The 23772-nt window shown below is 58.3% G+C and carries 24 protein-coding genes; 16 read left to right on the top strand and 8 right to left on the bottom strand.

Annotated features, from left to right (window positions below):
- The first annotated feature begins 44 nt into the window (after positions 1–44).
- The 9 genes from hpxU to uraH all read left to right on the top strand — a co-directional run bounded on the left by hpxU (position 45) and on the right by uraH (position 7244).
- Positions 45–884 carry a MurR/RpiR family transcriptional regulator HpxU gene (gene hpxU, locus HFD87_RS21810; protein ID WP_167423927.1) on the top strand — a complete coding sequence of 280 codons (840 nt, stop codon included), beginning with the start codon at positions 45–47 and terminating at the stop codon, positions 882–884.
- Between the two features lie 192 nt (positions 885–1076).
- On the top strand, positions 1077–1862 hold the full coding sequence (locus tag HFD87_RS21805; protein ID WP_010255154.1) for a transporter substrate-binding domain-containing protein: 786 nt from the start codon (positions 1077–1079) through the stop codon (positions 1860–1862).
- 10 nt (positions 1863–1872) lie between these two features.
- A complete protein-coding gene (locus HFD87_RS21800; RefSeq protein ID WP_167423926.1) occupies positions 1873–2541 on the top strand; it encodes an amino acid ABC transporter permease in 669 nt (222 codons plus the stop codon).
- Positions 2541–3197 (top strand): amino acid ABC transporter permease, encoded by a 657-nt coding sequence (locus HFD87_RS21795; protein ID WP_010255156.1) that lies wholly within the window; start codon positions 2541–2543, stop codon positions 3195–3197. The genes HFD87_RS21800 and HFD87_RS21795 overlap by 1 nt, the downstream gene beginning before the upstream one ends.
- Entirely contained in the window at positions 3178–3909 is a 732-nt protein-coding gene (locus HFD87_RS21790) for an amino acid ABC transporter ATP-binding protein (RefSeq protein WP_010671147.1), read from the top strand. The genes HFD87_RS21795 and HFD87_RS21790 overlap by 20 nt, the downstream gene beginning before the upstream one ends.
- 20 nt (positions 3910–3929) lie before the next feature.
- Entirely contained in the window at positions 3930–5165 is a 1236-nt protein-coding gene (locus HFD87_RS21785) for an alanine--glyoxylate aminotransferase family protein (RefSeq protein WP_167423925.1), read from the top strand.
- A complete protein-coding gene (gene hpxK / locus HFD87_RS21780) occupies positions 5162–6415 on the top strand; it encodes an allantoate amidohydrolase (RefSeq protein ID WP_045140748.1) in 1254 nt (417 codons plus the stop codon). The genes HFD87_RS21785 and hpxK overlap by 4 nt, the downstream gene beginning before the upstream one ends.
- A gap of 2 nt (positions 6416–6417) precedes the next feature.
- Positions 6418–6912, top strand: a complete 495-nt coding sequence (gene uraD / locus HFD87_RS21775; protein WP_033779710.1) for a 2-oxo-4-hydroxy-4-carboxy-5-ureidoimidazoline decarboxylase — start codon at positions 6418–6420, stop codon at positions 6910–6912.
- Positions 6909–7244 (top strand): hydroxyisourate hydrolase, encoded by a 336-nt coding sequence (uraH, locus tag HFD87_RS21770; RefSeq protein ID WP_010671151.1) that lies wholly within the window; start codon positions 6909–6911, stop codon positions 7242–7244. Before uraD ends, uraH begins: the two co-directional genes overlap by 4 nt.
- Before the next feature lie 27 nt (positions 7245–7271).
- On the opposite strand, the gene HFD87_RS21765 is transcribed toward uraH, so the two are convergent.
- Positions 7272–8039 (bottom strand): amidohydrolase, encoded by a 768-nt coding sequence (locus HFD87_RS21765; protein WP_052272053.1) that lies wholly within the window; start codon positions 8037–8039, stop codon positions 7272–7274.
- Entirely contained in the window at positions 8027–9187 is a 1161-nt protein-coding gene (locus HFD87_RS21760; protein ID WP_167423924.1) for a pyridoxal phosphate-dependent aminotransferase, read from the bottom strand. The genes HFD87_RS21765 and HFD87_RS21760 overlap by 13 nt, the downstream gene beginning before the upstream one ends.
- Before the next feature lie 298 nt (positions 9188–9485).
- Here HFD87_RS21760 and HFD87_RS21755 point away from each other — a divergent pair, with 298 nt between their 5' ends.
- From HFD87_RS21755 to HFD87_RS21745, 3 genes are read left to right on the top strand one after another with little or no spacing between them, the layout of a single operon-like run.
- Positions 9486–10100 (top strand): methylthioribulose 1-phosphate dehydratase, encoded by a 615-nt coding sequence (locus tag HFD87_RS21755; protein WP_010255165.1) that lies wholly within the window; start codon positions 9486–9488, stop codon positions 10098–10100.
- Entirely contained in the window at positions 10097–10780 is a 684-nt protein-coding gene (mtnC, locus tag HFD87_RS21750; protein WP_167423923.1) for an acireductone synthase, read from the top strand. The genes HFD87_RS21755 and mtnC overlap by 4 nt, the downstream gene beginning before the upstream one ends.
- Before the next feature lies 1 nt (position 10781).
- Entirely contained in the window at positions 10782–11324 is a 543-nt protein-coding gene (locus HFD87_RS21745; protein ID WP_010671156.1) for an acireductone dioxygenase, read from the top strand.
- Between the two features lie 56 nt (positions 11325–11380).
- Here the strand turns inward: HFD87_RS21745 and mtnA are convergent, their stop codons facing one another.
- On the bottom strand, positions 11381–12403 hold the full coding sequence (mtnA, locus tag HFD87_RS21740; RefSeq protein WP_089414533.1) for an S-methyl-5-thioribose-1-phosphate isomerase: 1023 nt from the start codon (positions 12401–12403) through the stop codon (positions 11381–11383).
- 122 nt (positions 12404–12525) lie between these two features.
- Here mtnA and mtnK point away from each other — a divergent pair, with 122 nt between their 5' ends.
- Positions 12526–13725, top strand: coding sequence for an S-methyl-5-thioribose kinase (gene mtnK, locus HFD87_RS21735; protein WP_033771026.1), 1200 nt, complete (start codon positions 12526–12528; stop codon positions 13723–13725).
- Between the two features lie 192 nt (positions 13726–13917).
- On the opposite strand, the gene fadE is transcribed toward mtnK, so the two are convergent.
- On the bottom strand, positions 13918–16368 hold the full coding sequence (gene fadE, locus HFD87_RS21730) for an acyl-CoA dehydrogenase FadE (protein WP_010255176.1): 2451 nt from the start codon (positions 16366–16368) through the stop codon (positions 13918–13920).
- Positions 16369–16621: 253 nt separating this feature from the next.
- Here fadE and lpcA point away from each other — a divergent pair, with 253 nt between their 5' ends.
- On the top strand, positions 16622–17200 hold the full coding sequence (lpcA, locus tag HFD87_RS21725; protein WP_010255178.1) for a D-sedoheptulose 7-phosphate isomerase: 579 nt from the start codon (positions 16622–16624) through the stop codon (positions 17198–17200).
- 51 nt (positions 17201–17251) lie between these two features.
- Entirely contained in the window at positions 17252–18019 is a 768-nt protein-coding gene (locus HFD87_RS21720; protein WP_010255181.1) for a class II glutamine amidotransferase, read from the top strand.
- On the opposite strand, the gene dpaA is transcribed toward HFD87_RS21720, so the two are convergent.
- Complete coding sequence (gene dpaA, locus HFD87_RS21715; protein WP_010255183.1) at positions 17990–18733, bottom strand: peptidoglycan meso-diaminopimelic acid protein amidase; 744 nt, start codon at positions 18731–18733, stop codon at positions 17990–17992. The two genes, HFD87_RS21720 and dpaA, sit on opposite strands and share 30 nt — an antisense overlap.
- A gap of 244 nt (positions 18734–18977) precedes the next feature.
- Between dpaA and dinB the strand changes: the two genes are divergently transcribed.
- Positions 18978–20033, top strand: coding sequence for a DNA polymerase IV (gene dinB, locus HFD87_RS21710; RefSeq protein WP_031590388.1), 1056 nt, complete (start codon positions 18978–18980; stop codon positions 20031–20033).
- A gap of 36 nt (positions 20034–20069) precedes the next feature.
- Here dinB and HFD87_RS21705 read toward each other — a convergent pair whose 3' ends face one another.
- From HFD87_RS21705 to HFD87_RS21695, 3 genes are read right to left on the bottom strand one after another with little or no spacing between them, the layout of a single operon-like run.
- Positions 20070–21137: a sugar ABC transporter substrate-binding protein gene (locus HFD87_RS21705; protein WP_010255186.1), complete on the bottom strand. Its 1068-nt coding sequence runs from the start codon at positions 21135–21137 to the stop codon at positions 20070–20072.
- Between the two features lie 25 nt (positions 21138–21162).
- The gene (locus HFD87_RS21700) at positions 21163–22164 is read right to left on the bottom strand and encodes an ABC transporter permease (protein WP_010671160.1); all 1002 of its coding nucleotides are present in this window, start codon (positions 22162–22164) and stop codon (positions 21163–21165) included.
- On the bottom strand, positions 22161–23666 hold the full coding sequence (locus HFD87_RS21695; RefSeq protein WP_031292786.1) for a sugar ABC transporter ATP-binding protein: 1506 nt from the start codon (positions 23664–23666) through the stop codon (positions 22161–22163). The genes HFD87_RS21700 and HFD87_RS21695 overlap by 4 nt, the downstream gene beginning before the upstream one ends.
- Positions 23667–23772 lie beyond the last annotated feature (106 nt).

The raw sequence follows: 23772 nt of genomic DNA, 5'->3' as shown, positions 1-23772 counted from the left end.
AAATTGTGCTAGCTTCTGCTGAAACAAAAGTTACAGGACGGGTTATGAAACAGCTTGATGAACGACTCAGGAGTCACTATTCCCAGCTCTCTCCGCAGGAGCAGCGCATTGCCGACTTCGTGTTTGACCACTTCGATGACCTGATCAGCTACAACAGTGCCGAGCTGGCGCGGCTCAGTGGCGTGTCGAAAGCCACGGTCAGCCGGCTGTTTAAGCGTCTGGGCTATGAAAAATACAAGGATATGCGTGATGAGTTACGCATCCTGCGCCAGAGCGGCATGCCGCTGACCGACAACCGGGATGCGGTGCAGGGCAATACACTGCTGGCGCGACACTACAAGCAGGAGATGGCTAACCTGACGCAGTGGGTGAACAGTCTGGATGCCCGGCACTTTAATGAGGTTATCCAGCAGCTGGCGCAGGCAAAACGCGTCTTTATCATCGGCATGCGCAACGCCTATCCGGTGGCACTGCATCTGCGACAGCAGCTGGTGCAGGCGCGTTCGCAGGTACATATCCTGCCTCAGCCGGGCCAGACGCTGGCTGAGGAGCTGGTGGATATTACGCCGGAGGATATGGTGGTCGTGATGGCCTTCCGTCGTCGTCCCCGCATCATTCGCCCGCTGATGCAGCAGTTGCAGGCGGCCGGTATCCCGCTGCTGGCGCTGTGTGAGCCGCAGGCGCAGACGGTGATTGCGCTGGCGCGCTGGCAGCTCTGTACGCCGCTGGACAGCGTTTCCGCCTTCGACAGTTATGGCTCCGCCATGAGTCTGGTTAACCTGATTACCAATGCACTGCTGCATGAAATGCTGGCACAGGGACGCCAGCGCATTCATCAGATCGCCGACCTTTACCAGCAGTTTGACGAGCTGGAGCACCGCTAACAGGCACCATTTTGGTGCTTTGCCCCATTTCAGAACAGACCTTCCCCCGGCGTAGTCGTCCCGATTACGCCAGATTTCAGCTGAATGCTTTGCCGTTTAACCCTTTTTCTGTGACCGTCCGGGTTGGCACATTAGTTGCAGATTGCATCTCAAAGAATCTTTTGTTTCACGTTAATCTCACCGGGGTGCATAATGAAAAAAGTTTTGATGGCGGTTGCGACAGCGGCATTACTGATGGCACAAGCGGGAAGCGCGCTGGCCGATCAACTGCAGGACATCCAGAAACGCGGCGTCATTCGCATCGCCGTGCCGCAGGATTTCCCGCCGTTTGGCTCGGTTGGCACCGATCTGCAGCCGCAGGGGTATGACATCGACACGGCCAGATACCTGGCAAAGCAGATGAAACTTAAGTTGCAGCTGGTGCCGGTCAGCAGTGCCAACCGCGTGCCTTATCTGCAAACCGATAAGGTCGACCTGGTCATCTCCAGCATGGGTAAAAATGCCGAGCGGGAAAAAGTGATCGACTTCACCCGCGCCTATGCGCCGTTCTTCCTGGGCGTATTCGGGCCTAAAGGCGATGAAATCAAAGCGGCGTCTGCCCTGAGCGGCAAATCGATTGGCGTAACACGTGGTGCAGTAGAGGACATGGTGCTCAGTGACGTTGCGCCGAAAGATGCACAGGTGAAACGCTACGAAGATAACAACACTACCTTGTCTGCGTATCTCTCCGGTCAGGTGCAGTATGTGGCGACCGGCAACCTGGTGGTCGCCGCCATTGCCCGTCAGAATCCGGCTAAAGCGCCGGTGGCGCAGTTTATGCTGAAAGATTCTCCCTGCTATATCGGCCTGAAGAAAGATCAGCCGGCACTGAAAGCGAAAGTGAATGCGCTGATTGAGCAGGGCATCAAAGATGGCACCCTGAATAAACTGTCAGAAGAGTGGCTGAAAGCGCCGCTGCCCGCCAACCTCGGCGCCTGAGGAAAGATTCATGACCGGGCAACTTAACTTTCCCGCCCTGTGGCCCTACTGGCCGGAGCTGCTCTCCGGTCTTTGGGTCACCATTCAGCTGACGGTGCTGGCGACTACCGGTGGTGTGGCGTTCGGCATTGCGGGCGCGGCGCTGCGCAGTGGCAGACCCAGCTGGATGAGCCGCCTGTGGGGCATCTATGTCGAGCTGATCCGCAACACGCCGTTTGTGGTGCAACTGTTCTTTATCGTTTTCGGTCTGCCTGCGCTGGGGCTGAAACTCACTGCTGGCGAGGCGGCGCTGCTGGCGATGCTGATTAACCTCGGGGCGTATAGCACCGAGATTATTCGTGCCGGAATACAGGTGACACCCAAAGGGCAGTGGGAAGCGGGACGGGTGCTGGGATTAACCCGCAGCCAGACGTTTCTGCGGGTGGTCTTGCCGCCCGCGCTGCAGCGCATTTATCCGGCGCTGGTGAGTCAGTGCATCATCGTGATGCTGGGTTCATCGGTGGTGTCTCAGGTCTCCTACGAGGAGCTGACCTTCGCCGCCAACCTGATCCAGTCGCGCACCTTCTTAAGTTTTGAGGTCTATCTGGTGACCACGCTGATCTACCTGGCGTTGTCGATTGCAATGCGCCATCTGCTGCTGGCGATTGGCCGTAAATGGTTTGGAGTGCAGCCATCATGATGACGACCTTTACCGACTGGGACATCCTGCGCAACCTGCTGCTGGCGGCACGCTGGACCCTGTTGCTGTCGCTGGTGGCCTTTGTCGGCGGCACGCTGGTGACGCTGCCGCTGCTGTTTATGCGCCTGCTGCAACGCAAATGGTTAACGCGGCTGGTACGCGGTTACACCGCGCTGTTTCAGGGCACGCCGCTGCTAATGCAGCTGTTCCTGGCGTTTTTCGGCGTCGGCCTGTTCGGCATTGATGTTGCACCCTGGACGGCGGCCTCGCTGGCGCTGACCTTCTACACCAGCGCCTTTCTGGTCGATATCTGGTACGGCAGCATCCGCGCCCTGCCAAAAGGCCAGTGGGAAGCGTCGCGCTGTCTCGGCCTGACCTTTGGTCAGACGCTGTGGCGGGTCATTGCGCCGCAGGCGATCCGCATCGGTATCGCCCCGACGGTGGGGTTTGCTGTCCAGGTGATCAAGGGCACCGCGCTGGCGTCAATTATCGGTTTTATCGAGCTGACCAAAGCGGGCACCATTCTGAACAACGTGACCTATCAGCCGTTTAAAGTCTTTGGGCTGGTGGCGCTGGGCTACTTCCTGATGTGTTATCCGCTGTCTCGCTACAGCCAGTATCTGGAGAAAAAATTCAATGCCGCTCATCACCATTAATCAGGTGCAAAAATATTACGGCGACAACCATGTGTTGAAAGGCGTGGATCTGGATATCGACATGGGCGAGGTGATCTCAATCATCGGTCGCAGCGGATCGGGCAAAAGCACGCTGCTGCGCTGCATGAACGGGCTGGAAGGCTATCAGGAGGGCAGCATCAAGCTCGGCGGTATGACGATTACCGATCGCGACTCGCAGGCGCGTGAAATCAGCCGCTCGGTCGGGATGGTGTTTCAGAGCTTCAATCTGTTCCCGCACATGACGGCACTGGAGAACGTGATGCTGGCGCCGCGCCGGGTGCTGAAAAAAAGCGAGGCCGAGTGCCGGGCGCTGGCGGCGCAGATGCTGGAGAAAGTCGGGCTGGGCGAGCGTCTCAACTACTATCCTGCCAGCCTCTCCGGCGGTCAGCAGCAGCGCGTGGCGATCGCCCGTGCACTGGCGATGACGCCGAAAGTTTTACTCTGTGATGAGATCACCTCCGCGCTCGATCCCGAGCTGGTGGGCGAAGTGCTCAAAGTTCTGGAGCAGCTGGCGTCAGAAGGGATGACGCTGATCCTCGTCACGCATGAAATGAGCTTCGCCCGCGACGTGGGCGATCGTGTGGTCTTTATGCATCAGGGGCGCGTCTGGGAGCAGGGCGACAGTAAGACGCTGTTCGCTCAGCCGCAGTCACCGGAGCTGAAGCAGTTTATCTCTTCGGTTCGCCTCTGATTCTGAAAAAGGAAATTACGATGGATATCAATCAATACCCGCAACTTAACCCGCCACAGCGTCTGCTAATGGGGCCAGGACCGATCAATGCCGATCCACGTGTGCTGCGCGCCATGTCGAGTCAGCTGCTGGGGCAGTACGATCCCGCGATGACCCACTACATGAATGAAGTGATGGCGCTCTATCGCGGCGTGTTTCGCACAGAGAACCGCTGGACACTGCTGATTGACGGCACCTCCCGCGCCGGTATCGAATCGATTCTGCTGTCATCGATCCGGCCTGGCGACAAAGTGCTGGTACCGGTGTTTGGCCGCTTTGGTCATCTGCTGTGCGAAATTGCCCGCCGCTGTCGTGCGGAAGTGCACACCATTGAAGTGCCGTGGGGCGAAGTCTTTACTCCCGACCAGATCGAAGATGCGATCAAAAAAGTGCGGCCGCGCCTGCTGCTGACCGTGCAGGGCGACACCTCAACCACCATGCTGCAGCCGCTTGAGCAGCTGGGTGCGATCTGCAAACAGTATGGCGTACTGTTCTACACCGATGCCACCGCGTCGCTGGCGGGTAACGCGCTGGAAACGGACGCCTGGGGACTTGATGCCGTATCCGCGGGGATGCAGAAATGCCTGGGCGGTCCATCGGGTACCTCGCCGATCACGCTGAGCGCAGAGATGGAGGCGGTGATCCGCAAACGCAAATGCGTAGAGCAGGGGATCCGCACCGAGGCGCATCAGGATGGCGAAGAGGAGGTGATCTACTCCAACTATTTTGATCTCGGCATGATCATGGATTACTGGGGGCCGGAGCGGCTCAACCACCATACCGAAGCGACCAGTGCGCTGTTTGGCGCGCGCGAGTGCGCCCGGCTGATCCTGCAGGAGGGGCTGGACAACGGCATCGCCCGCCACAAGCTGCACGGTGAAGCATTGCTGAAAGGCATTCAGGGGATGGGGCTGGAGACCTTCGGCGACCTGAAACACAAAATGAACAACGTGCTGGGCGTGATGATCCCGTCTGGCGTAAACGGCGATCAGGTGCGCAAGCTGATGCTGGAAGATTTCGGCATTGAGATTGGCACCTCGTTTGGCCCGCTGCATGGCAAGGTGTGGCGCATCGGCACCATGGGCTACAACGCGCGTAAAGATTGCGTGATGCAGACTCTCTCCGCGCTGGAAACGGTGCTGACCTATGTCGGCTATCGCACGCCGCAGGGTGCCGCGGCGCAGGCCGCCTGGGATCACTACGGGAGCCACGCATGATGATGAGCGCCAGCGAAGCCCAGGCCGCTGCACAGCGCGTTATGGCGCGCTGCGATGCGCTGGCGGCGATCAGCGAAACGGCCGAGGGGCTGACCCGCGTCTACCTCTCACCCGAACATCTGCGCGCCAACGCCTGTGTCGGTGAATGGATGCAGGCGGCGGGGATGCAGGTGTGGCAGGATGAAGTCGGCAATATCTGTGGGCGCTACGAGGCGGCAGAAGCGGGTGCACCCGCGTTACTGCTTGGCTCGCATCTCGACACGGTGCGCAACGCCGGTCGCTACGACGGCATGCTGGGCGTGCTCAGCGCCATTGAAACCGTACAGTGGCTTAACGAACATCAGCGCCGCTTACCGCTGGCGATTGAAGTCATTGGCTTTGGTGACGAAGAGGGCACACGTTTTGGCATTACGCTGCTCGGCAGTCGTGGCATTACCGGCAGCTGGCCGCAAAGCTGGGTGACGCATCCTGACGGCAACGGCATCACCGTGGCGCAGGCGATGGCGGATGTCGGTCTCGACAGCGACAGGATCGCATCTGCGGCGCGGCGGGTTGAGGATATCGTCGGTTATCTTGAGCTGCACATCGAGCAGGGCCCCTGCCTGGAGCAGGAGGATCTGGCGCTCGGTGTGGTCACGGCCATCAACGGTGCGCGCCGCCTCAACTGCCGTTTCACCGGTGAAGCGGGCCATGCGGGCACGGTGCCGATGACCCACCGCAAAGATGCGCTGGCTGCCGCTGCCGAGTGGATGATGTTTATTGAGCAGACCACCCGTGAGCAGGATCCGCAACTGGTGGCTACCGTCGGTACGATTAACTGCGCGCCGGGAGCGGTCAATGTAATCCCTGGCGAGGTATCGCTGTCGCTGGACGTGCGCGGTCCGCTGGATAACCCGCTGGAGACACTGCTCTCCAGCCTGTTAACCCAGGCGGAGGCGATTGCGCTGCGGCGTGGACTCCGCTTTGAGTCGAACGAATATTATCGCATCGGTGCCACCGCCTGTGACTCCGCGCTGCAACAGGCGCTGAGTCATGCGGTGGAAACGGTGCAGGGTCGCAGTCTGTCACTGCCGAGCGGTGCGGGGCACGACGCCATCGCTATCGCTGAACGCTGGCCGGTCGGCATGCTATTTGTGCGTAACCATCGTGGTATCAGCCACCATCCGGCGGAGTCCGTGGCGGTGGCTGATGTGGCGCCCGCGCTGCAGGCTTATTTACAGGCGGTCTCGCTGATTGCTGAACGGAGCTGAACATGGAATTAGCCGCATTTAATCAGCTGTCGGCTGATGAGGCGCAGGCGGCCATCCGGCATTGTGTTGCCATTCCGCACTGGCAGCAGTCGCTGGTGGCGGCGCGGCCTTTTGACACCCTGGATGCGCTACGGGCAACCGCCGATGCGCTGGCCCGCCAGTGGCAGCAGCCTGAGCTGGAGGCCGCACTGTCGGCGCATCCCCGCATTGGCGAACGCGCGAACGGCGCGGATAAAGAAGCGGCACTTTCACGCGGAGAGCAGTCTGCGATGCAGCAGGCCGACAGCGCTTTGCAGCAGGCAATGCAGCAGGGGAATCAGGCGTATGAAGCCCGTTTTGGCCGGGTGTTTCTGATTCGCGCTAAAGGGCGCAGCGGCGAGCAGATGCTGGCAGAGTTGCAGCGTCGGTTGCAGAATAGCGATCCTGCCGAGCAGCAGGAGGTGCTGGATCAGCTGCGTGAGATTACCCTGTTACGCCTGAAGGAGACGATTCAATGAGTACTGTTACCACCCATATTCTGGACACGGCGCTGGGCAAACCGGCCAGCGGTGTAGCGATTTCACTTGAGCAGAACAGCCCGGAAGGGTGGTTTCCGATTTCACAGGGTGAAACCGACAGCGACGGGCGTCTGAAAGATCTGACGCCCGAGCCGCTGACGCCGGGCCACTACCGTTTAACGGCAGAAATCGGCGACTATTTTGCTGCCGCCGGTCGGGATGCACTCTACGTCAGCGCGCAGATCGATTTTATGATTGCCGAAGCGGGCAGCCATTTTCACCTGCCGTTTCTGATTTCGCCCTGGTCCTGGTCAACCTATCGCGGCAGTTAATGGGCGGTCTGACTTCCCGCCCGCCATTCACAGCGAAAAGCGATCCGCATCCTGCCAGGCCGGGAAGCGCTCGCGATAAGCATTCAGTGCGTCCAGCGACAGCTCTGCGTCCAGCCTGGCGCGCTGGTGCGGCTCAGCCCCACTGAGGATCTCACCCTGCGGTGAAATAATCTGGCTGTCGCCGCTGTATTCATGCTGATTGCCGTCGCTGCCGACGCGGTTACAGCCTGCCACATAAGCCTGATTTTCAATTGCCCGCGCCAGCAGCAGTGCCTGCCAGTGCAGTGCACGCGGTGCAGGCCAGTTGGCGACATAGAGCGCCAGATCGTAATCGTTGCGGTTGCGCGAGAAGACCGGGAAACGCAGGTCGTAACAGATTTGCGGCAGGATGCGCCAGCCGCGCCACTCAAACACCTGACGCTGTTCGCCAGGCAGATAGTGGTGATGCTCGTCCGCCATGCGGAACAGATGGCGCTTGTCATACTGATGCAGCGTGCCGTCCGGCTCCACCAGCAGGAAGCGGTTTACCGCGCCGTGTTCGGTCTGAATCGCCGCACTGCCGCCGACCAGGGCATCGTTGCGACGGGCATGCTGATGCAGCCACTCCACCACCTGCGCCTGTGGCAGCGAGCTTTTCGCCGCTTCCATTGCAAAGCCGGTGGTAAACATCTCTGGCAGTAAAATCAGATCGCGCCCAGTGAGTCCATCCAGTTGCTCGTCAAAATGGCGCAGGTTGGCCTCGCCATCCATCCAGCTCAGCGTCTCCTGCAGTAACGTGATTTTCAAAGCTGACATAAGCGCTCCGCGGCGGCATCTAATGTCGCCGGCTGTTTGGCAAAACAGAGGCGGATCAGTTTATGAGGAAAGGGATCGGCGCAGAACACCGACAGAGGAATCGCGGCAACGCCCACTTCGCGGGTCAGCCACTGGCAGAAACTGACATCATCCAGATCGGAGATGGCGCTGTAATCGACCAGCAAAAAGTAGGTGCCTTCGCAGGGGAGTACCTTAAAGCGGCTGCTGTTTAGTGCCGTTGCCAGCCGATCGCGGCGGTCGCGATAAAACGCTGGCAGCTCAAGATAGTGCTCCGGATGCTCACGCAGCATATCGGCAATCGCCAGCTGCGCCGGCGTATTCACAGAGAAGGTCAGATACTGATGCACCTTGCGCAGTTCAGCGCTGATCGCGGCAGGGGCAATGCAGTAGCCCACTTTCCAGCCGGTCATATGGAAGGTCTTTCCAAACGACGACACCGCGATAGCACGCTGGCGCAGTTCGGGATGTGCCAGCACGCTGGCGTGGCCTGCTTCATCGAAGCAGATGTGCTCATAGACTTCGTCGCTCAGCACATAGACCGGCCGCGCAGCAATCGCCTGCCATAGCGCGGTGAAATCCTGCTGCTGCCAGACGGTGGCGGAAGGATTGTGCGGCGTATTCAGGATCACCAGCCGGGTTTTATCACTCAGCAGGGCAGCAAACGCCTGCCAGTCCACCCGGAAAGCGGGCGGCTGTAGCGTAATACGTTTCATCACGCCGCCCGACAACTCTACCGCAGGCGCATAGCTGTCGTAGCTGGGATCAAAGCAGATCACTTCATCGCCTGGCCGCACCAGCGCGGTAATCGCCGCATAGAGCGCTTCGGTTGCGCCCGCCGTCACCGTAATCTCCGTTTCGACATCAGGCCGATAGTCATAAAGCCGCGCGGTTTTCTCTGCTATCGCCTCACGTAACGGCAGCGCACCGGTCATCGGCGCATATTGGTTCGCGCCCTGGCTGACGTGATACGCCAGCCGCTGCTGCAGATAGTCCGGGCCGCTAAAATCAGGAAAGCCCTGAGAGAGATTGATAGCGTTATGCTGCTGCGCCAGCGCACTCATCTGGCTGAAAATGGTGGTGCCGAGCAAAGGGAGTTTACTCTCGGGGATCAGGTTGTGCTGCGTCATGATGTCAGGCCTTAAGCGCGAAGATTGATGCGGTGTCACCCGGTGTTTGTGCCACTATAAACAGGATGGTAGTATTTGGCAATCAAGACGCTTAGATGGCTAAATGCGTCATACTCCCGGCGATAAGCGCTTGCCGCCTTGCTGAGATGCGGATCATCTGGCAGGACCCGGAGAGTATGGTTCAGCAGTCGGGCACGTTTGCTAACTGTTTAAGATTTTCAACCTGTTGTAATTTTATAGCCATTATCGTTATCTGGGCTGAGCCACCCGAGATCACATTTCACCGCAAGGAACTTTTATGTCGCAGAGTCTTCCATTAGATCAGCTGGTCGCCGCCTGTCACTGGATTGGCGCGAAAGGCTGGGCACCGGCCACCGGCGGGAATATGTCGGTGCGCCGCGATGAACATGTCTGCCTGCTGAGTGAATCGGGCAAAGATAAAGGCACGCTGACGCGGGATGACTTTATCGAGGTCGATATTGCTACCAGCCAGTCGCTCTCTGGCCGTAAGCCGTCGGCAGAAACCGGTCTGCACACGATGATCTATCGACTCTTTCCCGAGGCGGGCGCGGTGCTGCATACCCACACCGTGAATGCGACGGTGCTGTCGCGGGTGGAGCAGGGCGCGGCGCTGCTGCTGCACGGATATGAGATGCAAAAATCATTGAGCGGCCAGCACACCCATCTGGATACGCTCGCCATTCCTGTGTTCGACAACAGCCAGGACATTGCGGCGCTGGCGTCAGAAATTGAAGATTACGCCGCCCGCTTTCCGCTGCGTTACGGCTTTCTGCTGCGCGGTCACGGCTTAACCTGCTGGGGCCGGGATGTCAGCGAAGCACGCCGTCATCTGGAAGGTCTGGAATTTTTATTTGAATGTGAACGTCAACGTCGCCTGCTGGAGAGAGCATGATTCGCGCCATTGTTACGGATATCGAAGGCACCACCAGCGATATCCGTTTTGTACATAACATCCTGTTTCCCTACGCCCGCCAGCATCTGGCGAGTTTTTTGCGTGAAAATGCGCATCAGCCCGAGGTCGCCGCAGCGCTGCAGTCGGTACGTGAGGAGGCTGGTCAGCCGCAGGCCGACCTGGATGCGGTGACAGAGATTCTGCTGGGGTTTATGGACCAGGATCGCAAATCAACGGGCCTGAAAGCGCTGCAGGGCATGATCTGGCGCGATGGCTATGTTAACGGCAGTTTTACCGGCCATCTCTATCCTGACGTCGTGCCTGCGCTCAGCCGCTGGAAGGCGCAGGGCATTGAACTTTATGTATATTCCTCCGGCTCGGTTGCGGCGCAGAAATTGTTATTTGGCTACAGCGACGAAGGTGATATTACTGACCTCTTCAGCGGCTATTTTGATACGCACGTGGGTGCCAAACGCGAAGTCGCAGCCTATCGCACTATCGCCGCTGAAATTGGTCAGCCAGCGGAGCAGCTGCTGTTTCTCTCCGATATTCATCAGGAGCTGGATGCCGCCGCTGAGGCGGGCTGGCAGACGCTGCAACTACTGCGTGGCGATGAGGACGGCGAGAGCCGCCATCGTCAGGTGACGGATTTTTCCCAGATTAACCCGGAGTCGATTTAGGATGAGCGCACTGACTATTTTTACCGACCGCGAAGCCAGCCAGCCGGTGTGGCACAGCACCGACGCGGAAGAAATTCGTGAACGCCTGAGCACCAAAGGCGTCCGCTTTGAGCGCTGGGAAGCCGATCGCGATCTGGGTGAAAATCCGGATCCCGAAACGGTGATCAACGCCTATCAGCATGCAATCGATCGGCTGGTGGCGGAAAAGGGCTATCAGAGCTGGGACGTGATCAGCATGCGCGCCGATAATCCGCAGAAAACCGTGCTGCGCGAGAAGTTCCTCTCTGAACATACACACGGCGAAGATGAGGTGCGTTTCTTTGTTGAGGGGGCCGGACTTTTCTGTCTGCACCTGGATGGCGAGATCCTGCAGATCCTCTGCGAAAAAAACGATCTGATCTCGGTACCAGCGGGAACACCACACTGGTTTGATATGGGATCGTCACCGCACTTCACGGCTATCCGTATTTTCGATAATCAGGAAGGCTGGGTAGCGAACTTTACCGGCGATAAGATTGCGGATGCCTATCCGCGTCTGGCGTAAACCGCCCGTCGTTTTTGCAAGGCGTTTGCCGCGCACGGTAAACGCCTTGCAGACCGTTATTGTGGCTGGAAAATGCCACCCTGAACCTGGTCAGGCGTGACTACCCCGGTGTCCAGTACCCAGCCGCTGATCAGGGTGGCGGGCGTAACATCAAACGCCGGGTTATAGACCTTCGCCGCTTCCGGCGCCCACTGCACGCTGCCAAAACTGCCGGCAACGCCCGTCACTTCACTGGCGGCGCGCTGCTCAATAGGAATCGCTGCGCCGTCCGGACAGCTGCGATCCAGCGTGGTATGCGGGGCCGCCACGTAAAACGGAATCTGATGATAATGGGCCAGCACCGCCAGGCTGTAGGTGCCGATTTTATTCGCCACATCGCCGTTGGCGGCAATGCGGTCAGCGCCTACCCATACGGCATCGACCTCTCCACGGGCCATCAGGCTGGCGGCCATGGAATCGGTAATCAGGGTGTAAGGAATCGCCAGCTCACCCAGCTCCCAGGCGGTTAACCGGCCGCCCTGTAACAGCGGACGGGTTTCATCAACCCAGACATTCTTAATCAGCCCCTGCTGATGGGCGCGGGCAATCACGCCAAGGGCGGTGCCCACACCGGCGGTGGCCAGTCCGCCGGTATTACAGTGGGTCAGCAGCTGGCTACCGGGTTTCACCCGCGTACAACCCGCGTCAGCAATGGCGTCACACAGCTGCTTATCTTCCTGCACCAGTCGCCAGGCTTCTTCTGCCAGCGCGGGGGCAAAGTCCGGCTGCGCCAGCGCCAGTTTCATCCGGTCCAGATTGTTCATCAGATTGACCGCGGTAGGGCGGGCGGCGCGCAGGGTCTCCAGTGCCTGCGCCAGTTCAGCGCGCGTCTGCCCCTGTTCTGCCAGCAACGCCAGCAGCAGCGAGGCGGAAAGGCCGATCAGCGGCGCACCGCGCACCCGCAGCGCATGAATATGTTCAATCAGCTGGGGCACGCTGTGCGCGGACAGCCAGTTCTTTTGCTGCGGCAGTGCCTGCTGATCCAGAATCCAGAGCTGATTGTCACGAACCTGTAAGCTGGTGGTTTGAAGTGTCTGCATTGTGGGTGAAATCCATGTTGCGTTAATGATACCTATTGTGCCAACATGCTGAACGGATGTATAGACGTCTGAACGGCTTATTACACCCAGGTTATCCCCCTTCGATTGATGAGGAACAGGCAATGTCGCAATACCGTACCTTTACTGCTGCTGATGCTGTGGAATATGCCCGACAATTTGGCGGCGTGGACAATCCTGCCGCGCTGAGCAGCGCAGAAGAGATTGGTGATGGCAACCTCAACCTGGTGTTTAAAATTTATGACGATCAGGGCAACAGCCGGGTGGTGGTCAAGCAGGCGCTGCCCTATGTGCGCTGTGTGGGTGAGTCGTGGCCGCTGACGCTGGATCGGGCGCGGCTGGAAGCGCAGACCCTGGTCGAACACTACAAATATTGTCCTCAGCACACGGTGAAGATCACCCATTACGATGCGGAGCTGGCGGTGATGGTAATGGAAGATCTCTCCAGTCATCGCATCTGGCGCGGCGAGCTGGTGAAGGGCGCTTACTACCCGGAAGCGGCTCAGCAGTTAGGCGACTATCTGGCACAAACCCTGTTTCATACCTCCGATTTCATCCTGCATCCGCACCAGAAAAAAGCGGAAGTGGCGCGTTTTATTAATCCGGAAATGTGTGAAATCACCGAAGATCTTTTCTTTAACGATCCCTATACCGACCATGAGCGCAATAGCTATCCCGAAGCGCTTGAACCGCTGGTCGCCAGCCTGCGTAATGACGATGCACTGCGCATTGCGGTGGGCGGTCTCAAGCATCGTTTCTTTGCCCACGCTGAAGCGCTGCTGCATGGTGATATTCACAGCGGATCGATTTTCGTTGCTGATGGCAGCCTGAAAGCGATTGATGCGGAATTTGGTTATTTTGGCCCTATCGGTTTTGATGTCGGCACCGCCATTGGTAACCTGCTGATTAACTACTGCGGCCTGCCGGGTCTGCTGCCACCGCGTGAGGCCGTCGATGCACGCGAGCAGCGCCTCAGCGATGTGCACACCCTCTGGACCACCTTTGCCTCGGGCTTTCTGGCACTGGCGGCTGAGAAAACCCGTGATGAGGCGCTGGCTTATCCAGGCTATGCGGAGGCGTTTCTGCGTAAAGTATGGGCTGATACCATTGGTTACTGCGGCACCGAACTAATTCGCCGCACTGTGGGGATGTCACACGTGGCGGATATGAAGCTGATTGCCGATCCGGCGATGCGTACCGACTGCATCCGTAATGCAATTAATCTGGGACGCACGCTGATTCTGGCGGCCGATCATGTAGAAGATGTGGATGCGCTGATTGCCCGCATCCGTCAGGCGGGATAAAAAAAGCCGACGTGATGTCGGCTTTCAGGTAAATCAAAGGCTGGCTGTAAGAGTGTGCCCGCGCCGGAAACAGGGGCAGATCGGAAAGTCGCTAAAGCCATCCCTGGCTCGCTCGGCCCGCGTTGTCCTGACGCGGGACGCTTTCCTCTTCTGACCCTGTTCCTGCGCCGGTGATGCAGGCTAACGCTAACCCTATGCTGCCTCACTCGCCCGCGACGCAGCCTGAGGGGCTTTCTCTGGCACCGGCACTGCCAGCGCATCCGCCTCAAACTCATCGACGTTAATCGAACGCAGGCGGCTGGCCTCAGCACGCTGCAACACTTCAGCCTCTTTAGCATCAATCCAGCCCTGCTCCAGCGCGCGCTTCGCCAGCGCATCCAGCCGGGTAAAGGAGAGGTGCTGCTTCGTCTGTTTGCACAGTCTGTCATGGATCACTTCTGCCGCCATCACATCCTGCAACGCCTGTTCCAGCTGACCGGCAGGGTTGTGCTCGCTGGGCGTCAGGTACATGCCACGGCCCAGACGGCTGCGGGTAGCTGACGGCTGTTGCAGCAGTTTTGCCAGCTGATGGTCCAGACGGTCAGACGGAGCAGGGCAGTGATGACCGCCTGCAAAAATAGTCATCCGCAATGCGCCCGCGACCAGACGGTTCGGGAAGTTACGCAGCAGATCGTCCATCGCGACTTCCGCCTGATGTAACGCATCCTGCACGCCCCAGTGCACCAGCGGCAGATCGGCTTCGTTGCGGCCTTCATCGTCATAGCGTTTCAGCGTCGCCGAAGCGAGATAGAGCTGGCTCAGCACATCGCCCAGACGCGCCGAGATACGCTCACGACGTTTCAGGCTGCCGCCCAGCACCGCCATCGACACATCAGAGAGCAACGCCAGGTTGGCACTGATGCGGTTCAGATGCTGATAGTAACGACGGGTGCCATCGCGGGTCGGGGTGGCGCTGGTGCGTCCGGCGGTTAAGCCCAGCCACAGGCTGCGCATGGTGCTGCTGCCGACATGACCGATGTGGCTGAACAGCGCCTGATCAAACGCGTTAACATCGTTGCTGGCTGCCGCCGCCATCTCCTGCAGTACGTAAGGATGGCAGCGAATCGCACCCTGTCCGAAGATAATCATGCTGCGGGTCAGAATATTAGCGCCTTCTACCGTGATGGCGATAGGCGCACCCTGATAGGCGCGGGCCAGGAAGTTGCTGTTACCCAGCATAATGCCTTTACCGCCGGCAATATCCATGGCGTCGATAATGGCGCGCTGACCGCGATGGGTGCAGTGATATTTCACAATCGCCGACAGCACTGCCGGTTTTTCACCCTGCATAATACCGGCCGTAATCAGCGTGGCCGCCGCATCCATCACGTAGGCGTTACCGGCAATGCGCGCCAGCGGCTCTTCAATTCCTTCCATCTTACCGATTGAGACGCGGAACTGACGACGGATATGGGCATAGGCGCCTGTCGCCAGCGCCACACTTTTCAGGCTGCCGGTTGAGTTCGATGGCAGCGTAATGCCGCGACCCACAGACAGACACTCCACCAGCATCCGCCAGCCCTGACCGGCCATTTGTGGGCCGCCGATAATATAGTCAATCGGCACAAAGATATTATTGCCGCGTGTCGGCCCGTTCTGGAACGGCACGTTAAGCGGGAAGTGGCGATGACCAATCTCCACGCCGGGCGTATTGGTCGGGATCAGCGCACAGGTAATGCCAGGATTTTCGTTATCGCTGAGCAGATGATCCGGGTCGGAGAGTTTAAATGCCAGCCCCAGCACGGTGGCGATCGGCGCCAGCGTAATATAGCGCTTGTTCCAGGTCAGCCGCATGCCCAGCACCTGCTGACCCTGCCACTCGCCCATGCAGACCACGCCGGTATCGGGGATTGCTCCGGCATCTGAGCCCGCTTCCGGACTGGTCAGCGCAAAGCAGGGGATCTCATCGCCGCGTGCCAGCCGGGGTAAATAGTGATTTTTCTGCTCTTCAGTGCCGTAGTGTTGCAGCAGTTCGCCCGGACCTAATGAGTTAGGCACGCCCACGGTAATCGCCAGAATCCCTGAGACACCCGACAGTTTTTGCAGCACGCAGGCCTGCGCATAGGCTGAGAAATCGAGTCCGCCATACTCTTTTTTGATAATCATCGCGAAGAAACGATGCTCTTTCAGATAAGCCCAGAGTTCCGGCGGCATATCGGCCAGCTCATGGGTGATCTGGAAATCGTTGGCCATGCGGCATGCTTCTTCAACCGGACCATTGAGAAAAGCCTGCTCATCGGCGGTCAGGCGCGGCTGCGGATAGTTGTGCAGCTTCTGCCAGTCTGGTTTGCCCTGAAACAGATCGCCTTCCCACCAGGTGGTGCCCGCATCGATCGCTTCTTTTTCGGTGCGTGACATCGGCGGCATCACCTGCTGGAAGCGCTGAAACATCGGCTTTGAAAACAGGCTGCGGCGCAATGACGGCAGGTTGAACGGCAGCAGGATGATCGCCAGCGGCAACAGTAACCATGGCGTCCAGAGGTGAGCAAAAGCCATCGCAGCAGTCCACAGCAGCAGAATCGCGCTGCTGAGCCGCAACGACAGGCGGTGATAGAACAGGGCGCCAATCAGCGCCACTGTGGCAAGTATCGAGACAACCATCATAATGAACCGCTCCAAGTAGTAAGAGGTCTGACCTGTTATGTAGAGAGGTTTAGAGCAGTTGGGTTGATTTATCAATTTGTTTACATCGCAATTACAACCTGCCTCACAAAAACCGATTTCTGTCCATTTTTGCATCACCCGCTGTAGCGATTATCGCCGCCACTGCCTGGCCAGCCATGGCATGACGCTTTGCGCTGACCGGCCATTCCGTTAAACTTGCTGCGATTAACCTCTCCTAAAAAAGGACATCCCTATGTACCAGGACATTATCCGCTCTGAGCTTAATGAAGCTGCTGATACGCTGAATAAATTCCTCAGCGACGAGGCCAATATCCATGCGATCCAGCGTGCTGCGGTACTGCTGGCTGACAGCTTTAAGGCGGGCGGCAAGGTGCTTTCCTGCGGTAACGGCGGTTCACATTGCGATGCGATGCATTTCGCTGAAGAGCTGACCGGTCGCTACCGCGAAAATCGTCCTGGCTATCCGGCGATTGCCATCTCTGATGTCAGCCATCTCTCCTGCGTCAGTAATGATTTTGGTTATGACTATGTCTTTTCACGCTATGTGGAAGCAGTAGGGCGTCCGGGCGATGTGCTGCTGGGCCTCTCAACTTCCGGTAACTCTGCCAATATCATTAAAGCGATTGAAGCTGCCCGTGCGCAGGGGATGAAAGTGATCACCCTGACCGGTAAAGATGGCGGTAAGATGGCAGGCAGTGCCGACATTGAAATCCGGGTGCCACACTTTGGTTATGCCGATCGCATCCAGGAGATCCACATTAAAGTGATCCACATCCTGATGCTGCTGATCGAAAAAGAGATGGTGAAGTAACTGCGCTGGCCTCCCGCCTGACGGGAGGCCGCTTACTCTAAGGCGGTGGCTATGTGCGAATTGCTCGGGATGAGCGCCAATGTTCCCACGGATATCTGTTTCAGCTTTACCGGTCTGGTTCAGCGTGGCGGTGGAACCGGGCCTCACAAAGATGGCTGGGGCATTACCTTCTACGAAGATAAAGGTTGTCGTACGTTTAAAGATCCGCTGCCGAGCTTTAACTCGCCGATTGCGCGTCTGGTGCAGGAGTATCCGATCAAATCGCATTCGGTGGTGGCGCACATCCGCCAGGCGAATCGCGGGCAGGTGTCGCTGGAAAATACCCACCCGTTTACCCGTGAGTTGTGGGGCCGTAACTGGACCTATGCGCACAACGGGCAGCTCAGGGGCTATCGGCAGCTGGAGACCGGCACATTCCGGCCGGTGGGCGAAACGGACAGTGAGAAGGCGTTCTGCTGGATCCTGCATCAGCTGGCGACGCGCTATCCGCGCACGCCAGGCAACTGGCCTGCGGTATTCCGTTTTATCGGGGAGCTTGCCGGCACGTTGCGGCAGAAGGGCGTGTTTAACATGCTGCTGTCAGACGGCCGTTATCTGATGGCCTTTTGCTCCACCAATCTTTACTGGATCACCCGCCGCGCACCCTTTGGCCGGGCGCAGTTACTGGATCAGGATGTGGAGGTCGATTTTCAGCAGCACACCACGCCGCATGACGTGGTGACGGTGATTGCTACGCAGCCACTGACGGCCAATGAAACCTGGCAGCGGATCGTGCCAGGTGAATGGGCGTTATTCTGCCTTGGAGAGCGCCAGGAATGAACGGGAAGCGGCTTCGGGACTGGCTAAAACCGGTGCCGGGCTGCTGTTCATCACATATTTACCGCTGGCGACATTAACCATCGGCGGCTGATGATATTTAGCAAAGTAAGCGTATCCCGGCTGCAGCTGCTGCCAGAAACTGGCATAGGTGGAGTAGCGGTGACGCTGCATATTGCTGTCGGTCATGCGGAATGGATAGATGCTGATGCTGATATCCTGCTGGCCGTTACGCAGTGCGGCATTCACATAGGTAAAAATCTCATCCATATAGGCGTTAGTCATGGCATAGCAGCCAATCGACTTACAGTCGCCATGAATCATCAGGTAATTGCCGCTGTAGCCCTGATTACGATCGTACTGATTCGGAAAGCCGATGTTGATCGCGCGATAAAACCGGCTATCCGGCTTCAGCTGATTCAGCTTCACGTTGTAAAAACCTTCCGGGCTTTTGAAATCGCCTTCACGGCGTTTCGGGCCGAGGCCGCCAGAAAAGTTACAGATGCGGTAGGTGTCCAGCAGGCGGTATTCGTTACCGATTTTGCCGTAGAGTTCGAGCGTGCGTTCTTCCTTGAAGATCTGGATATAGACCGGGGTGCCGAGTAACTGCTTCTTTAATTCTTTGCTGACCGGTGCCGTTGAGACGGGTTCGGGTGTCATTGCCATGCTGAGGGCTGGCAGTAAAATCATCGCAAACAGGAGTGCGATTTTGCCCATGCTGTGTGTACCTTGAGGTGAAGAGAACATGACGCAAAATGTGCGTCTCTGTTTGCATTATCGGAACTGTCCGCTACCGCAGCGCAACATTAAACATTGTCTGTTTTTTTAGCAAGACGGCGTCAGCCAAATTCGCGATTTACTGAAAGATATTCGGCCAGAAATTTGTAAACTTTAATCGTCAGCGCGACAAATATTGCAGTTACCCCTGCCAACTGTATACTTATCCAGTGCCGGAGGGGGTATGCGTAAAATCATTCATGTCGATATGGACTGCTTCTATGCCGCGGTGGAGATGCGTGATAATCCCCAGCTGCGCGACATCCCGATCGCCATTGGTGGCAGCCGCGAGCGTCGCGGCGTGATCAGCACCGCCAACTATCCGGCGCGCAAATTTGGCGTGCGCAGCGCGATGCCAACCGGCATGGCCCTCAAGTTATGCCCGCATCTGCGTCTGCTGCCAGGACGCTTTGACGCCTATAAAGAAGCCTCCGCGCAGATCCGCGACATCTTTACCCGCTATACGCCGCTGATTGAACCGCTCTCCCTCGATGAAGCTTACCTGGATGTCACCGACAGCCCCCACTGTCACGGCTCTGCCACACTGATGGCGCAGGCGATCCGTGCCACCATCTACCGTGAAACCGGGCTTACCGCCTCAGCGGGCATCGCCCCGATTAAATTTCTGGCGAAGATCGCCTCTGACCTGAATAAGCCGGACGGCCAGTTCGTGATTACCCCGCCGGAGATGTCCGGTTTTCTGCTGACTCTGCCGCTGGCGAAGATCCCTGGCGTCGGCAAGGTCTCGGCCAAAAAGCTGGAAGAGATGGGGCTGGTAACCTGTGGCGACGTGCAGAAGGCGGACTTAGCGCTGCTGTTAAAGCGCTTTGGCAAGTTTGGCCGGGTGCTGTGGGAGCGCAGTAATGGCATTGATGACCGCAGCGTGATCGTTGAGCGCGAGCGTAAATCGCTGGGGGTTGAACGGACGCTGGCGGAAGATATCAGCGACTGGGATGCCTGCCTGGAAATTATCGATTTTCTCTACGCCGAACTGGATCGCCGGCTGACGCAGATCCGACCTGACAAGCAGGTGGCGCGTCAGGGCGTCAAACTGAAGTTCAGTGATTTTCAGCAGACGACCCAGGAGCATATCTGGCCGGTGCTGAATAAAGAGGACATGATTGCCATCGCCCGTAAAACCTGGGATGAGCGTCGTGCCGGGCGCGGCGTGCGGCTGGTGGGATTACATGTGACTATGGTGGATCCCCAGCTGGAGCGTCAGCTGCTGCTGGGTCTGTAACCGTCAGCCTCACCGACCGGCAAGGCTGACATCCGATTACTTCTTATATTTCGCCGCCAGGGTCGCAAACCACGGGGCAACGAAATCCTCATTGCTGCCCCAGCCCGGAATGATCTTGTTCAGTGACGCGACGTTCACCGCGCCAGGCTGGCTGTTAAGCTGCTGCTGAGAGATCGATGCCGCTTTAAACTGATAAGTCGCTGGCGTCTCTTCACCGGCAATTTTCTTCGCCACCAGACGCATATTCACCGCGCCAATAGTTTTAGGATCCACCGCTACCGTCTGCACCCACGGGCTGTTTTTCTCGCGCATCAGCTGCAAATCCTGGTTCGAGACATCAATGCTATAGAGTTTGATCTCGGTACGGCCATTCTCCTGCAGCGCTTTGTAAGCGCCCTGGCTGAAGGCGTCCCAGGCACCCCAGATGGCGTCGATTTTGCCTTTCGGGTATTTCGCCAGAATCGCGCCAATTTTATTGGCGGTGTCGCCCTGAACGTCAGTTGAAACCGCACCAATCGACTCAAGCTGATGAATGCCCGGATTCTCTTTCAGCAGTTTTTCATACACCACCTGACGGCGTTCCATCGGCGGGAAACCGGCAACCCATAGCTTGACGATGTTCGCCTTGCCGTTGAAATCATGGATGAGCTGGCCCAGCGACAACTGCGCCAGTGAAGCGTCATCCTGCGCGGTGACGGTGACGCCCGGGATCGGGCTATCCACCGGCGTATCAAACACCGACAGCTTAATGCCTGCATCGGCAATGCGCTTCACCAGTCCGCTGGCGTAGGGCGCTTTACCGTGCGACAGCACGATGCCGTCATATTTCTGGCTGATCGCCTGATTCACGAAATCCTGGAAGCGCGCATCGTCGCCGTTGCTGAGAAAGGTGCTGACCTTGAAGCCAAGCTGGCGACCCTGCTGAATGGCACCGGCAACAAACTGGGTGGTGTTGTCATCGGAGCCGAGATTGCGGATCACCGCAATACGGATCGGGCCATCATGACTGGCGATAGCCGCAGGCACCGGCGTGACGGTATCCGCGAAGGCGGCGCTGGCGTTCAGCAGGCTCAGGGCCAGCAGCGAGAGTGTTATTTTTTGCATTGTTATCAACTCCGGTAAACGCGCCTCAGCGGCGCTGGATATAGGTGATCGCCAGTGCTAAAGCCAGCACCAGCCCTTTAATAATGTCCATGGCGTAGTAGGGAACAGAGAGCATCACCAGACCGTTCTGCAGCACGCCGAGGATCACCGCACCGACCAGCGTGCCCAGCGCATTCGGCTTGCCGGAGCCCGCCAGTGAGAAGCCAATCCACGCCGCCGCGACCGCGTCCATCAGGTAGCCGCTACCGGCGTTCACCTGCGAGGAGCCGATACGCGAGGCGAGCAGAATGCCGCCCAGACCGGCCAGCAGTGAGGCGATCACATAAGCCAGCACCCGATAGCGGGTGGTGCGGATGCCGGAGAGGCGCGCCGCTTCCGGATTGCCGCCCAGCGCATACATCCGGCGACCATGTTTAGTCAGGGAGAGCGCCAGCTGCGCGGCGACGGTGACGACCAGCATGATGATGACGATGGTGGGCACCTGGCCGAGCAGGCCAAACGCCGCCGGAATGGTGCCTTCCGCCATATCACCGCTCGGCAGCACCATGTTCTCGGTGATCGATCCGCCAAAGCTGTAGGTCATCGCCACCCCCTGAATCACGAACAGTGTCGCCAGCGTTGCCAGCATGTCGGGAATGCGCAGGATCACAATCAGAAAGGCGTTAAACAGCCCGACCAGGGTGCAGAGCGCCAGGGTGAGCAGGATGGCGGTGGTAGTGCCGAAGCCGTACCAGACAAACAGTGAAATCACCAGCGCATTGGCCAGCGAGGCGGTCGATCCGACCGACAGATCAAAGCCGCCAACGGTCAGCGAGATCGAGACGCCGATAGCAATCACCGTGACAATGGCAATTGAGCGCAGAATATTGATGATGTTGTTGGGTTCAAGGAAGCTGTCGGAGGCGAGACCAAAAGCGGCGATCAGGATCACCACCGTGAGCAACATGCCCCATTTATAGAGAAAGTCGAACAACTGGTGACGCCACGGCGAGGCTGTCAGATTCAGGCTGGTTTCTTTGCTGCTCACGCAGGGGTTCCTCCGGTAGAATAGAGCAAAAGCGTCTCTTCGGTGACGTCGCGCGCAGCCAGCTCGGCCACAATGCGTCCATCCCAGAGCACGCAAATCCGGTCGCATAAACCGACCAGTTCAGAAAACTCTCCCGACGCGTAAATGATGCCTTTCCCCTCGCGCGCCAGGTTATCGATCAGGGTGAAGAGTTCGGTTTTGGCTTTGATATCGACGCCTTTCGTCGGCTCATCGAAAATCAGCACGTCGGCGTTGTTGCGCAGCCATTTGCCTATCGCCACTTTCTGCTGATTGCCGCCGGAGAGACGGCGCAGCGTCTGTGCCGGACCGGTGGTGCGCACCTGCAACTGCTGGATAACCTGCTCCGCCCAGCGCCACGCCTGGCGATGGCCAAACAGGCTCCAGCGCGAAAAGCTGTCGTCTGCGCTGACGCTGAGGTTCATTGCCACCGACTCATCAATAAAGATCCCCTCTTTGCGCCGCTCCTCCGGCACCAGCGCCATGCGGCGACTGACGGAGTCATGCGGCGAACGGGGCTGCCACGGCTGGCCATGCAGTTCACCGCGACTGACGCGGCTTTTGCTGGCACCAAACAGCGCCTTACAGAGTTCGGTTTTACCGGCACCGGCCAGGCCTGCAATGCCCAGAATTTCCCCTTTGTGCAATCGTAGCGAGATATCCTGCAGCAGTTGCTCATCATGAAGACCGTCAATCGCCAGCAGCAGCGGCTGAGTCTGCTGCGCACGACGGGCCGGGAAGATATCGGTGAGCTGATGCCCCAGCATCTTCTCCACGATCTGCTCACCGCTCAGTGCCGCCATCGGGCCGGTTTCGATCAACCGGCCATCACGCAGCACCGTCAGCTGGTCACAGATTGCTTTCAGTTCATGGATGCGGTGAGAGATAAACACCACGCCGATGCCGCTGGCCTGCAGGCGACGCACCACAGCAAACAGCCGCTCACTTTCATGCTGATCCAGCGGGGCAGTGGGTTCATCCAGAATCAGAAAGCGGCAGTGGTGCGACAGCGCGCGCGCCAGCAGAATTTGCTGCTTTTCAGCCAGGGTGCAGCGCTCCACCAGCCGGTTGACGTCCAGCGCCACGTCGAGCTGAGCCAGCAGCGCCCGCGCCTGACGCCGAACCTCGCCCCAGCGATAGCGGTGGCCAGGCTCTGCCAGCCGATCCAGCAGAATGTTTTCCGCGACGCTGAGCTGCGGCACCAGCGCCACGTCCACTTCCTGCTGAACCAGATGGATACCCAGCCGTTTCGCATCACGCGGCGTACGGATGGAGACCGGCTCACCATCCAGCAGGATCTCGCCGCTGTAGTGGCTGTGCGCACCGGAAAGGATCGCCATCAGTGTTGACTTGCCCGCGCCGTTAGCGCCGGTCAGTGCATGTACTGAATGGCCGTCACTGCGGAAATCCACCGACGATAGCGCGGCAAACCCGCCAAAAGCGATGGAGATGTTACGCATCTCAAGGCAGTTTAACCCTGGCATGTCATTACTCTCCTGAAGAAACACTGGCCGCATTTTTTCCTGAACCTTCAGGCGCGGCAACAGCCGAAAGCGCATAAGCTAGCACGAAATCTTATTAGCCATCCAG

Origin of the sequence: Pantoea sp. EKM21T (assembly GCF_011800405.1) — a bacterium.
In the GTDB taxonomy this organism is placed as follows: domain Bacteria; phylum Pseudomonadota; class Gammaproteobacteria; order Enterobacterales; family Enterobacteriaceae; genus Pantoea; species Pantoea agglomerans.
Note: the sequence above shows the minus strand (reverse complement) of the source record. Positions and strands in the feature narration are given on the sequence as shown.